Origin of the sequence: Propionivibrio sp., assembly GCF_016790145.1 — a bacterium.
Classification (GTDB): Bacteria; Pseudomonadota; Gammaproteobacteria; order Burkholderiales; family Rhodocyclaceae; genus Propionivibrio.
This window is the reverse complement of the sequence record NZ_JAEUOI010000074.1, coordinates 17,487-30,562: the sequence shown is the minus strand read 5'-3', so window position 1 is coordinate 30,562 and position 13,076 is coordinate 17,487. Positions and strand designations below refer to the sequence as shown.

General features: G+C 57.4%; 11 protein-coding genes. 7 read left to right on the top strand and 4 right to left on the bottom strand.

Annotation, left to right across the window (positions count from 1 at the left end):
- Window positions 1–96: 96 nt before the first annotated feature.
- From JNM42_RS06580 to JNM42_RS06570, 3 genes are all read left to right on the top strand, one after another.
- A complete protein-coding gene (locus JNM42_RS06580; RefSeq protein WP_294267883.1) occupies window positions 97–3,996 on the top strand; it encodes a DUF3683 domain-containing protein in 3,900 nt (1,299 codons plus the stop codon).
- A 175-nt stretch (window positions 3,997–4,171) separates the two neighbouring features.
- Window positions 4,172–4,624, top strand: a complete 453-nt coding sequence (locus JNM42_RS06575) for an HIT family protein (protein ID WP_294267882.1) — start codon at window positions 4,172–4,174, stop codon at window positions 4,622–4,624.
- Window positions 4,624–6,222, top strand: a complete 1,599-nt coding sequence (locus JNM42_RS06570) for a hypothetical protein (protein ID WP_294267881.1) — start codon at window positions 4,624–4,626, stop codon at window positions 6,220–6,222. Before JNM42_RS06575 ends, JNM42_RS06570 begins: the two co-directional genes overlap by 1 nt.
- Here the strand turns inward: JNM42_RS06570 and phoR are convergent.
- Both phoR and phoB read right to left on the bottom strand, forming a co-directional pair.
- Window positions 6,133–7,527 carry a phosphate regulon sensor histidine kinase PhoR gene (gene phoR / locus JNM42_RS06565; protein ID WP_294267880.1) on the bottom strand — a complete coding sequence of 465 codons (1,395 nt, stop codon included), beginning with the start codon at window positions 7,525–7,527 and terminating at the stop codon, window positions 6,133–6,135. The two genes, JNM42_RS06570 and phoR, sit on opposite strands and share 90 nt — an antisense overlap.
- Window positions 7,528–7,555: 28 nt before the next feature.
- The gene (phoB, locus tag JNM42_RS06560; RefSeq protein ID WP_294267879.1) at window positions 7,556–8,248 is read right to left on the bottom strand and encodes a phosphate regulon transcriptional regulator PhoB; all 693 of its coding nucleotides are present in this window, start codon (window positions 8,246–8,248) and stop codon (window positions 7,556–7,558) included.
- Between the two features lie 233 nt (window positions 8,249–8,481).
- On the opposite strand from phoB, the gene JNM42_RS06555 reads away from it, so the two are divergent.
- From JNM42_RS06555 to JNM42_RS06540, 4 genes are read left to right on the top strand one after another with little or no spacing between them, the layout of a single operon-like run.
- Window positions 8,482–8,907: a DUF971 domain-containing protein gene (locus JNM42_RS06555; RefSeq protein ID WP_294267877.1), complete on the top strand. Its 426-nt coding sequence runs from the start codon at window positions 8,482–8,484 to the stop codon at window positions 8,905–8,907.
- Window positions 8,908–8,940: 33 nt separating this feature from the next.
- Window positions 8,941–9,675: a bifunctional demethylmenaquinone methyltransferase/2-methoxy-6-polyprenyl-1,4-benzoquinol methylase UbiE gene (gene ubiE / locus JNM42_RS06550; protein ID WP_294267875.1), complete on the top strand. Its 735-nt coding sequence runs from the start codon at window positions 8,941–8,943 to the stop codon at window positions 9,673–9,675.
- A gap of 11 nt (window positions 9,676–9,686) precedes the next feature.
- Window positions 9,687–10,562: a Tim44-like domain-containing protein gene (locus tag JNM42_RS06545; protein WP_294267871.1), complete on the top strand. Its 876-nt coding sequence runs from the start codon at window positions 9,687–9,689 to the stop codon at window positions 10,560–10,562.
- 7 nt (window positions 10,563–10,569) lie between these two features.
- Window positions 10,570–11,139, top strand: coding sequence for a hypothetical protein (locus JNM42_RS06540; RefSeq protein ID WP_294267867.1), 570 nt, complete (start codon window positions 10,570–10,572; stop codon window positions 11,137–11,139).
- A gap of 32 nt (window positions 11,140–11,171) precedes the next feature.
- Here the strand turns inward: JNM42_RS06540 and JNM42_RS06535 are convergent, their stop codons facing one another.
- Together JNM42_RS06535 and atpD are read right to left on the bottom strand one after the other, a co-directional pair.
- On the bottom strand, window positions 11,172–11,600 hold the full coding sequence (locus JNM42_RS06535) for a F0F1 ATP synthase subunit epsilon (protein WP_294267865.1): 429 nt from the start codon (window positions 11,598–11,600) through the stop codon (window positions 11,172–11,174).
- A gap of 73 nt (window positions 11,601–11,673) precedes the next feature.
- Window positions 11,674–13,074, bottom strand: coding sequence for a F0F1 ATP synthase subunit beta (gene atpD, locus JNM42_RS06530; RefSeq protein ID WP_294267863.1), 1,401 nt, complete (start codon window positions 13,072–13,074; stop codon window positions 11,674–11,676).
- Window positions 13,075–13,076 lie beyond the last annotated feature (2 nt).

Genomic DNA, 13,076 nt, shown 5'->3' with positions numbered 1-13,076 from the left:
TAATTAAATGCGGCAGCCTTGACCATGTCGCACAAGCCGCACATCGGCTGTCCGCCGATACGTTAGAATCCTGAATTTGGAAGCTGCTGAACCGTCATGAACGCTCGCCTGCGCGAAATACCGTACAACTATACCTCCTTCTCCGACCGCGAAATTGTCATTCGCCTGCTCGGTGCGGAGAACTGGGCGATCCTCGACGAACTGCGCAGCCAGCGTGTTACCGGGCGCTCGGCGCGGATGCTTTATGAGGTTCTGGGTGATATCTGGGTTGTTCAGCGTAACCCCTACCTGGAAGACGATTTGCTCGCCAACCGCCATCGACGCGAAGCACTGGTGCAGGCGCTGCGCCATCGGCTGAAGGAAATCGACAAGCGGCGGCAGGGGAACGACAAGGTAATCGGCCCGTACGAAGCGGCGCAGGCGGCGGTCAATGCCTTTGAGCGCCATTTCGAGGTTACCGCCGCCTTGCGCAACCGGGTGCTGAATACGCTGATGCGCCATACCCGCCGCGACAACATTGCGTTCGATGGACTGGCGCGCGTATCGCACGTGACCGACGCCACCGACTGGCGCGTCGAATATCCCTTTGTCGTCGTCTACCCCGACAGCGAGGAGGAAATGGCACCCCTGGTGCGCGGCTGCATCAAGCTGGGGCTGACCATCATCCCGCGTGGCGGCGGTACCGGTTATACCGGCAGCGCCGTCCCGCTTACCCCGCTCTCGGTGGTCATCAATACCGAGAAACTGATCGATATCGGCCCGGTTGAGGAGCTTGTGTTACCCGGTTGTGAGCAGCCCTGCGCGACCATCCGTACCGGTGCCGGCGTCGTCACGGCGCGCGTTTCCGAAGCTGCTGCCGCCGCCAGCTGGGTGTTTGCCGTCGACCCGACCTCGGCCGAAGCCTCCTGCATTGGCGGCAACATCGCGATGAATGCCGGTGGCAAGAAAGCCGTACTGTGGGGAACGGCGCTCGACAATCTGGCATGGTGGAAAATGGTCGATCCGGGAGGTCACTTCATGGAAGTGACGCGAGTCAACCACAATTTCGGCAAGATTCACGAACAGGCTATTGCACGTTTTGAGATCCGGCGTTTCCGCAAGGACGGCACGACACCGTTCGGAGAACCTGAACTGCTTGAAATACCTGGGCACGCCTTCCGCAAGGCGGGGCTGGGCAAGGATGTCACCGACAAGTTTCTTTGCGGCCTGCCGGGGATCCAGAAGGAAGGCACCGACGGCCTGATCGTTGCCGCGCGCTGGGTGCTGCACAAGATGCCGGCGCACACCCGTACCGTCTGTCTCGAATTTTTTGGGCAGGTGCGCGAAGCCGTTCCGGCCATCGTCGAAATCACCGATTATTTCAAACCGGGTGGTGCCGGCCATCAAGCCGGCGTGCTGCTGGCCGGTCTGGAACATCTGGACGAACGTTACGTGCGCGCTGTCGGCTATGCGACCAAGGCCACGCGCAAAGGAGAAAGCTCGGGTCGACCGAAAATGGTATTGATCGGTGACCTTGTCGGCGACGACGAAAGAGCCGTCATGTCGGCCGCTTCGGAAGTGGTGCGCAGGTGCAACCTGCGCGCGGCCGAGGGCTTCATTGCCGTCGATGCCGATACGCGCCGGAAATTCTGGCTCGACCGTTCGCGCACGGCAGCCATTTCACGCCACACCAATGCTTTTAAACTGAACGAAGATGTGGTGATTCCGTTACTACGCATGGGCGATTACTGCGACGGTATCGAACGAATCAATATCGAGCTGTCAATACAGAACAAACTGGCGCTGTGCGACAAGCTCAGTGAATTCCTGGCAGGCGTACTACCGCTGCATCGCGGAGACGCCAACCTCGAAAATGAGGTATTGATTGGCGACCGTCGCCTTGCGGCCGTGGCTGCCGTTGCCCTCGTTCGGGCGCGCTGGCAGTGGCTTCTCGATCACCTTGACCTGCCACTGGTACAGGCCGAGGCACAGTTTGCCCGCTTCGGAATTACCGCCGGCGTACTCTCAAACCGGGCGAGCGAGCCCGCGCTTTTCCACCGCTTACAGGATTACTCGCTACGCGTCTCGTGGAAATCCGAACTGAAGCCGCAACTTGAAGCCATTTTCGACGGCAATCTTTTCCGTACGGTGCGCGAACGTTTCGCGGCGATTCACCAGGACGTACTGCGCGGCCGTGTGTTTGTCGCCCTGCACATGCATGCCGGCGACGGCAATGTGCACACCAACATCCCGGTCAACTCGGACAACTACGCGATGCTGCAAACCGCTTATGCTGCGGTAAAGCGCATCATGGCCCTGGCCCGCTCACTGGACGGCGTGATCTCGGGCGAGCACGGTATCGGCATAACCAAGCTGGAGTTCCTGAGTGAAGCCGAGATCCAGCCTTTCCGCGATTACAAGGCCAGGATTGACCCTGAAGGCCGCTTCAACAAGGGCAAACTGTTGCCCGGCGGCGATCTGCGGCAGTCTTACACACCCTCTTTCTCCCTGCTCGGCGCAGAGTCGCTGATCATGGAGCAATCCGAGGTCGGCGACATCTCGGCGCTGGTCAAGGACTGTCTGCGTTGCGGCAAATGCAAGCCGGTCTGTTCGACCCACGTGCCGCGCGCCAATCTGCTTTACTCTCCGCGCAACAAGATTCTCGCGACCTCGCTGCTGATCGAGGCTTTCCTCTACGAAGAGCAGACCCGGCGTGGAATATCACTGAAGCATTTTGACGAATTCAACGACGTGGCCGACCACTGCACGATTTGCCACAAGTGCGCCAACCCATGCCCGGTCGACATTGATTTCGGCGATGTCAGCATCCGCATGCGCAACTTCCTGCGCGAGCAGGGCAAAAAGAAGTACGTTCCGGCCAAGGCGGCGGCGATGGCCTTTCTGACCATGAAGGACGCAGCAACCATCCGGCTGGTACGCAAGCTGATGATTGATTGGGGTTATGCCGGGCAACGCCTGGCTTACCGTACGGCCAGATTCTTCGGCCTGATCCAGCGCCAGACCCGACAGCCGCCGGCCACGCTCGGCCAGCCGCCCGTCTTTTTCCCGCCGTCTCGCTCACAAATCATTCACTTCATCAACAAACCGATGCCCGGCGGTCTGCCGAAGCGTACGTCGCGCGCGCTACTCGATATCGAGGATGAAAAGATGGTCGCGGTCATCCGCGACCCGCACAAGGTCAGTGCCGCCGATTACGCAGGCGACGCCGTTTTCTATTTCCCCGGCTGTGGCTCGGAGCGTCTCTTTTCACAGGTCGGTCTGGCCACGCAGGCGATGCTTTACGAAATCGGTGCGCAAACCGTTCTGCCGCCCGGTTATCTGTGCTGCGGCTACCCGCAAATTGCAGCCGGCGAGGCGGATCAGGGACAAAAGATCACCACCGATAACCGCGTTCTATTCCACCGCGTCGCCAATACGCTGAACTATCTCGACATCAATACGGTGATCGTCTCCTGCGGCACCTGCATGGATCAGTTACTGAAGTACCAGTTTGAGAAGATATTCCCCGGTTGTCGCCTGCTCGACATCCACGAATACCTGCTGGAGAAAGGCGTCAGGCTCGAAGGCGGAACAGCGCAACGCAGCTCCCGCTATATGTATCATGAACCGTGCCACGTGCCGATGCAGACGATGCCGGGGATCAAGGTGGTCAACGCACTGATGGGACAGAAGGTCGATCTCTCCGATCGCTGTTGCGGTGAATCAGGAACGCTGGCCGTGACGCGCCCTGACATATCAACCCAGGTTCGCTTCCGCAAGCAGGAAGAAATCGAAAAAGGTGCCGACAGGCTGCGTACCGATGGATTCACCGGCAAACTGAAGATTCTGACATCCTGCCCCTCGTGCCTGCAGGGTTTGTCGCGCTACAACGACGATGGCGGCACACAGGCGGACTACATCGTTGTCGAATTGGCCAGACACCTGCTCGGTGAAGGCTGGATGGAGGGCTACGTGCAAAAAGCCAACAATGGCGGCATTGAGCGCATTCTGCTTTAAATCTTTGCATCGATCAGCAACCACACCAGTCCAGTTGCAGTTTTTCTGCATTTCTGAGCATAAAACTATGATTATGTGACATTTTTCCTATTAAGCAGGACTCAATCCTATTATCTTGGACACTAATCGGTGACTTTAAGCCGCGTATGGTCAATCTGGCATGGAGCCAAGAATCATGACTGAGCCCTCTAAAATTTGTGAACTTTGCATTTCAAGCGGTGGAGAACTAGTCTGGGGAAACACGCTTTGTCACGTCGCAAGTATTGCAGATCCGGACTACCCCGGTTTCTGCCGCGTTATCCTTAATCGACACGAGCTTGAAATGACCGATTTGAAAGAGGATGAACAGCAAGAGATGATGAGGGTGGTCTTCGCCGTTGAAGCCACTCTGCGCAAACTGCTCAATCCGGACAAAATAAACCTCGCCAGCCTTGGCAACATGACCCCCCACGTTCACTGGCATGTCATCCCGCGCTGGCATGAGGATCGCTGTTTTCCCAATCCGATATGGGGTTCTGGGCAAAGGACAATCATCTCAATACCAGCGGCTATCGAAACCGTCCGGCTGAAGGAAGCATTGGCGGATCTGCTCGGTGAGCCGATGGCCGCATCGAGAAGGTGTTTGTAATGAATGCTAGATCGCCCATCACCTTTGCGATTCGCGATCTGCAGTCCGGCTGTGCGATCATTTCTCGTATTTCATTAGCTAATCCCCAGCAGGCTGAAGTCGACCTGAACCACTTCCTTGACAGTCTGCTGGCCAACCCACCCGACGGAGAAACTTATTTCAGGTTACTCGAACATATCCGTCTCCCTGTCACCTTTGTAGCAGAGGAACTCGCCAAGCGTTACCTGAACAAGCCCCTTCCACTCGCTGACCTCGAAGAGGAAGTTTTCCAGCAGATCGTCGCCATCTGGCTGAAAACAGCAAAGGCCTATGCACATTGCGCCGAAAATGACTCATCGGAAGAAGATGCTGCCCATGCCCAGAGGGTGGCCATGATCCTGCAACGCTGTATCCATCATACGGGCATGGCCATCGTTGAGCATCAGCGTGCCCGGCGTGAATTTCCATTTGGTTTGTGGCTTGACCTGCATGGCTACTACGCCAGTGCCGAAGAGTGGGGAATCGCCACATTGCCCATTCCCGACGCCCTTGAATGCTTGGGGCGCAGTACACACTGCGCCGCGACCTATATCAGTTTCCTGCTTTGTGATATGGCTGGCTGTTACAGTCTCTCGGTTCATGAGCAGACTCTGGTTCGCCGCTGGGCCATTTACTGGTCGCCTCTGGTCAGCCTGCAAAAGGCAGAACCGGGGGATTCATTGCCCCATTACCTCGTTGATCTGATGCACGACGTCGCCCTGCGTCCTGTGGCCGAGTGCCTGCAAACTGACCATCTACGACGTCTTGATACCTCCCGGCTGGCCATGCAGATCAGTCAGATCAGGCAACAGTTAAGACAAAAAATACCGCCATCGCAACTCGCGCTGGGCGACACTTGCACTTCCGGGCAATGCAACCGTTTGCTAGAACATCTTTCCCGCACGTGGTCGCAAGCGCGCGCAACGAGAAAATACCGGCGCCATGCCACTTCCGGAATCACCAGATTATGTACGGGTTTTGAGGAAATGCACTATTACATCTCCGGCCAGGAGTTCGAGCAGCCGGAGAATGTTCGTGCTTATTCGAGACGGGAGTTTGAAAGCCTGTTTGCCTTCCGGCACCAGGCAGACCCCATGCAGATACTCCAGGTACGCCAGGAGCAACTTACCTACAGCCTTGATACCTGGGAAGTCGTCAACCAGTCGGCCAACGGGTTCCGTCTCGTACGTAGCACTTCCGGCAAGAAAATTGTGCACGGTCAGCTACTCGCTCTCTGTCCCCATGACAGCAATAGTTTTCTGCTGGCGGTAACTACGTGGCTGATGCAGGAGAAATGTGGTGGCCTGACTGCCGGAATCATGGTGCTGCCGGGACTACCATCGGCAATCGCTGCACGACCGCTCGCGCAAACGGGCGAACACATTAGCAAATACCATCGTGCATTCATGCTGCCTTCAGTGCCGGCGGTGAAAGCCGAACAATCGCTGGTACTGCCAAAGGGCTGGTTTCGGCGCGAACGGATAATCGAGCTATATACCGACAGCACCTGGCAAGTCAGGCTCCTGCAATTGCTTGACGATGGACCGGATTTCGAGCGGGTCAGCTTCGCGGCTTGCTGACCCCGAGTCTCGAAAACAGTACCCGGGAAAGCGCGCAGTAAAGCGGCTGCCTTTGCCTGGAGTACTTTCGATCTCCAATGTGGCATGATGGCGTGTCAAAACGTGTTTGACGATGGCCAGTCCCAGACCGGTGCCACCGGTTTCACGCGAACGACTTCGATCAACCCGGTAGAAACGTTCGGTCAGGCGTGACAAGTGTTGAGCGGCGATACCTATTCCTGAATCAGCCACGATATACTCCCCGCATCCCTGATGCATACGCCAGATCAGATCGATCCTGCCGCCCGGCGGCGTGTAGCGTACGGCGTTACACGCCATATTGCTGAATGCACTGCGCAACTCGTTGGCGCAGCCCTCTAGCACCGATGGTGTTCCGATCGTCAAGACAATCTCATGCTGACCCGCAGAAAGCGCTTGAGCATCGTTAAAGATGCTGCGCAGTATCGGCTCCAGTTCAACACGTTCTTCGTTTAACGGCGAGCCACCGGATTCCAGCGCTGAAAGCGTCAGCAGGTCCTCGATCAAACGCTGCATGCGCGCGTTTTGCTCGCAAATTAGCGACAGATAGTTCCTGATCTCGTTATCACCATAAGTCTCGAAATCATCGGCCAGCATTTCCGAGAACCCTGCGACCACCGTCAAAGGCGTCTTCAGCTCATGTGAAACATTGGCGATAAAGTCGCGGCGCATGGTCTCCATGCGCTCCATCTGACTGATGTCACGGGAGACCAGAAGATTCTGCTCTTCGCCATAGGGAATGACCTGCAACATCAGGGTCAAGCCTTCTACACGGCCACCGCGATAAATCAGGGGCTCAGCGAAGCGCTCTCTACCGAGATAAGCGACGAAATCCGGATGGCGGATCAGGTTGGTCAGCGCCTGCCCACGGTCGCTTTCCGCCGAAAGCGCGAAGTGCGTTTCCGCTCGTTCGTTCAGCCATTCGATGTGGTGATGGCGATCAAAGGCGATCACTCCGTCAGGCAAGGCCTGAAATGCTCGCATGAAGCGCTCAAGGGTTTCGGATAGCGCTTGCTGCTGGCTCAGACGAATACGCACCCGGCGGTGCAGGTCGGCAAACGCTATTTCCCAGACACCACGCCCCCTTGGCAAAGGACTATTGAGGGGGCCTTCCAGCCAGTCCATCAACTGTTGAAGATGGTGCAGATGCAAGGAGAGCAGGAGAAACAGGCCAACGATCCCCGCCGTCAGCCCCCAGTTGAGGCCGTAGACAAAGGCCACCGGTGCAAAGACCAGGCCGGCGATTGCGAGCAGCAGCCACAGCGTACGTGCCCAGATGGCACTCACGACCCATCCTCCGTGAGTGAGGAAAGTTTCATTCGGGCAGTGCCGAAAAACGGTAACCGCTGCCGCGAACCGTCTGGATCAGGTGATCGTGCCCGGTCAGCTCCAGCGCTGCGCGCAATCGGCGGATATGAACGTCCACCGTCCGCTCCTCGACAAAGACATGATCACCCCAAACCTGATCAAGCAACTGGGTACGACTGTGTACGCGCTCGGCGTGCGTCATGAAGAAATGCAGCAGGCGAAACTCGGTCGGACCAAGGTCAAGCGTCCGGCCGTTTCCGGAAACACGATGCGTGACGGGATCAATGCGCAAGCCTTCGACTTCGACGCAATCCTCAGTCATTTGCGGCGCTCTCCGGCGCAAAACCGCTTTGATCCGGGCCAGTAATTCGCGTGGTGAAAACGGTTTGGTCAGATAGTCGTCAGCCCCCGCCTCCAGGCCGGCAATCTTGTCATGTTCCTCGCTGCGTGCCGTAAGCATGATGATCGGCAGATCGTGGGTACGCTCCGCACTGCGCAAACTGCGCGCATATTGAATGCCGCTCATTCCGGGCAACATCCAGTCGAGCAGAACCACATCGGGCAGGGTTTCGGTGACCAGAAGCATTGCATCTTCGGCGGTATCAGCGCGTAACACCCGATGTCCGGCATGCTGCAGGCTGGCGGCAATCAGTTCCTGAATCGACGGCTCATCTTCAACGACAAGGATAGTGGCAGACATGAAATTGGGACTCTCCAAAGTTTCTTGCTCCCAGTTTATTAAGGCAGGATTACAAATTGATGACAATTGGTCATAAGGCAGAGGAAAAACGAGTTGCGGAGATTCTTTGCAACACCTCTGCGCCACGCTGTCTCCACCCTGGATGCCGGGTTTTCAAAGGAACGCCCTATCCATGGAGTCGCCGACCCGACTTTGCGCTATGATAGCGCGTCCGCTTACACACGAAGGTAGCCATGGCAGGCCTGAAACCCGACACGCCGATTCCGACCGAGATCAAACTGCACCAGAAATCCCGTATTCTCGAACTGGCGTTCGATAATGGTGAGCGTTTTGAGCTGACTTACGAATTCCTGCGCGTTTTTACACCATCAGCCGAAGCGCGCGGCCATGGTCAGGGGCAGGAGACGCTGCAGGTCGGCAAACGCGATGTGGATATTGTCAGCCTTGAGCCGGTCGGCAATTATGCGCTCAAACCGGTATTTTCCGATGGGCACGAAAGCGGCCTCTATTCCTGGGATATTCTGCATACGCTTTGCGTCCACCGCGACGAACTGTGGCAAGCCTACCTCGACAAGCTGGAAACGGAAGGTGGCAGTCGCGACCCGTCTGATAGCCCCGTAGCCGCCGCCAAACCGCCTTCCTGTGGCAGCGCACGTTGATTTTTCGCTGATTGACTTCTTGTACTGCGCACGATGAAAAGCAAAACCCATTTCGGCTTCGAGCAAGTCGCCGAGGCCGAAAAAGCCCGACGTGTTGCTGAGGTCTTCGATTCCGTGGCGCAGAAATACGACCTGATGAACGACGTCATGTCGGTTGGCATGCACCGACTGTGGAAATTATTCACCCTTGCCCGAAGCGGCGTCCGCGAAGGTTCGCGTGTGCTTGATGTCGCCGGCGGCACGGGTGATCTCGCGCTGGCTTTCGCCAGCAAGGTCGGAAAAACGGGCGAAGTCTGGCTCACCGACATCAACAATGCCATGCTGACCAATGGCCGTGATCGATTGTGCGACAAAGGATTCATGATCCCCGTTGCGCAGTGTGATGCCGAGAAGCTACCTTTCCCCGATGACTATTTTAATTGCGTGACAGTGGCATTCGGGCTACGCAACATGACCCGCAAGGACGCCGCGCTGGCCGAGATGCGGCGCGTACTGCGTCCTGGCGGTTGCTTGCTGGTGCTGGAGTTCTCCCAAGTATGGAAGCCGCTGGCGCCGGCCTATGATTTCTACTCGTTCAAAGTCATTCCGCGCATCGGAGAAATCATCACCGGGGATGAGGCCAGTTATCGTTATCTGGCCGAGTCGATTCGCGTCCATCCGGATCAGGAAACGCTGAAAGGAATGATGGAACAGGCCGGTCTTGAGAAGGTCGACTATTTCAATCTGACGCTGGGTGTTGTCGCTCTGCATCGTGGTTTCAAATTCTGAAGGATTAACAATTGAAAAATACATTATTGGCTGTTTTTGCTTTTTTCACGGCACTTGGCCTCAGCGTGGGCAATGCCGAAGCCGCGCGCCTGGGCGGTGGAAAGTCTTTCGGCATGCAACGCCAGGCCGTGCCGCCCAAACCCGCGGCACCCGCCCAGCAAGCCACCCCGGCTGCGCCCGCTTCGCCTGCCGCCGCGCCCGCCGCTGCACCCAAACGCAACTGGATGGGACCCCTGGCCGGTCTCGCTGCCGGCCTCGGCATAGCCGCCCTGCTCTCGCACTTCGGCATGGGCGAAGGACTGGCCAACATCCTGATGATCGCCTTGCTGGCGATGGCGGCGTTTTTCGTCTTCAAATTGCTGTTCCGCCGCAAGACGGCTGCACCACCCCCCGCCATCCATGAGCCGATGCAGTACGCCGGAGCCGGCGGCCCGGCCATGGCCCCGCCACCCGCTGCACCCCTGTTGCCCGGCTCGGTAGCGCCTGCTGCCGTCGGCGCGTCGGCGGGGCGTATTCCCGAAGGCTTTGACAGCGAGGGTTTCCTGCGTGTCGCCAAGCTCAACTTCATTCGCCTGCAGGCCGCCAATGACGCCAGGAACCTGGACGACATTCGTGAATTTGTCAGTCCGGAGCTGTTTGCTGAAATCAGGATGCAAATCGACGAACGCGGTAACGCAGCGCAGCAGACCGACATTGTGACCTTGAATGCTGAACTCCTTGAAGTGAGCACCGAGGACAATCGCCATATTGCCAGCGTACATTTCAGCGGCATGATTCGCGAGGTGGCGGGCGCCGCTGCCGCGCCTTTTGACGAGGTCTGGAATCTGAGCAAGCCGAGCGAAGGCGGCAAGGGTTGGGTAATCGCCGGAATCCAGCAACTCGGTTGAGTTTGTGATGCTGGTCGATGCGGCGCTCGGATGGGTCAATCGTCTTCTCGTGGGCGAAGATTGGGCACGTGAGCGCCTCAAGGCTTTTGCCGGGCAGACAGCGCGCCTTGAACTCGGCGCGCTGAGCCTGCCACTTGCAATCACCGCCTCCGGATACTTCGTTGCGGGCGACCGGAATGCTGCTGCTAGCGTTACCCTGAAGCTGCCTGCCGATGCGCCCTTATTAGCGCTGACTGATCGCCCCGCGTTGCGTGCCGCAACACAGATCAGCGGTGCAGCCGATCTGGCTGAGAGCCTCGGATTTGTTTTCCGTAATTTACATTGGGATGCCGAAAGTGATCTGGCGTTGCTGACGGGCGACATCGCCGCCCGACGACTGCTTGAGGGCGGTAAGCAACTGGTCAAGTGGCAGCAGCAGCAGGCCAAAAATCTGGCACTGGGCCTGGCCGAGTATTTCACTGAGGAAAGTCCTTCTATCGCCCGTCATCAGGACGTTTCCACTTTCTGCCTGGAAATCAGCAACCTGCAGGAGGACCTGGCTGAACTCGAAAAACGGGTGACAAGACTCGAAGGCTGATCACAATAAAATCAAAGTTGGCTGTCCTGAGTTCAGGATCCAGGGCGTTTGCGTAATTTCTTGATTGCGTGCAACTGGGCGACAGCCTGTGCCAGTTCCGCCTCGGCTGAAGCATAGTTGGCATCCGTAGTACGATTCTTCAGAGCTTCTTCGGCGCGTTGCTTGGCTTCGATGGACTTGGCCTCATCCAGATCGTGGGCACGAATCGCCGTGTCGGAGAGCAGAGTAATCAGCGTCGGCTGAACTTCAAGTACACCACCTGAGACGTAGATCAGCTCAAAATCGTCGCGATCAGGTATCTTCAAACGGACGGTACCCGGTTTGACACGAGTCAGCAACGGCGTATGGCGCGGGTAGATACCCAACTCACCGGCTTCTCCAGGAAAAACCGCAAACTCGGTCTCGCCGGAATAAATCAGCTCCTCGGCACTAACTACGTCAACATGAACTCTGAGTGGCATGGTATTTCCCCTGCGCGGGTCGTGTCAGATGCGTACTGCCTGTATGCCAACACGACGCCCCGATGGATTGAGCTTAAAGGGTTTTGGCCTTCTCGAATGCTTCCTCGATACTGCCGACCATATAGAAGGCCTGCTCAGGGATGCTGTCGCACTCGCCGTCACAGATCATCTTGAAACCCTTGATGGTGTCCTTGAGCGGTACGTACTTGCCCGGCGAATTGGTGAAAACTTCGGCGACATGGAAAGGCTGCGACAAAAAGCGTTGAATTTTGCGCGCGCGGTAAACCGACAACTTGTCTTCGGGCGACAGTTCGTCCATGCCCAGAATGGCGATGATGTCGCGCAGTTCCTTGTACTTCTGCAGCGTCATCTGAACTGCACGTGCGACATTGTAGTGCTCTTCGCCAACCACCTGCGGATCAAGCTGGCGCGAAGTGGAGTCAAGCGGATCGACGGCCGGGTAGATACCCAGCGAGGCGATGTCTCGCGACAGAACGACCGTCGAGTCAAGGTGCAGGAAGGTGGTCGCCGGAGACGGATCGGTCAAGTCATCGGCGGGCACATATACGGCCTGAATCGAGGTGATCGAACCCACCTTGGTCGAGGTGATCCGCTCTTGCAGACGACCCATTTCTTCAGCCAGCGTGGGCTGATAGCCCACGGCAGAAGGCATCCGGCCGAGCAGCGCGGATACTTCGGTACCGGCCAGCGTGTAGCGGTAAATATTATCGACGAAGAACAGGATATCGCGACCGTCATCACGGAACCGCTCGGCCATGGTCAGGCCGGTCAGCGCCACGCGCAGACGGTTGCCCGGCGGTTCGTTCATCTGGCCAAAGACCATCGCCACCTTGTCAAGAACGTTGGAGTCCTTCATCTCGTGGTAGAAATCGTTGCCTTCACGGGTACGCTCACCAACACCGGCAAAAACCGAGAGGCCGGAGTGTTGCTTGGCGATGTTGTTGATGAGTTCCATCATGTTGACGGTCTTGCCGACCCCGGCGCCACCGAACAGGCCGACCTTGCCGCCCTTGGCGAACGGGCAAACGAGGTCGATGACCTTGATACCGGTTTCGAGCAGATCGACCGAGGGCGAAAGTTCGTCAAATTTGGGGGCCAACTGGTGAATTTCGCGACGCTCTTCGGTGGCAATCGGCCCGGCTTCGTCAATCGGCCGACCGAGAACATTCATGATGCGGCCAATCGTCGCATCACCCACCGGAACCGATATTCCGGCACCGGAATTGTTGACTTTCATGCCGCGACGCAAGCCGTCGGAGGAGCCCATGGCAATGGTTCGGACGACACCGTCACCGAGTTGCTGCTCAACTTCAAACGTCAGATCCGCTTCACAGTTGCCGTGCTCTTCGGATTTGTCGAGCAATAGTGCATCGTAGATTCTCGGCATCGCATCGCGCGGGAACTGGATGTCCACCACGGCACCGATACACTGAACAATGTTTCCTTGACTCATCG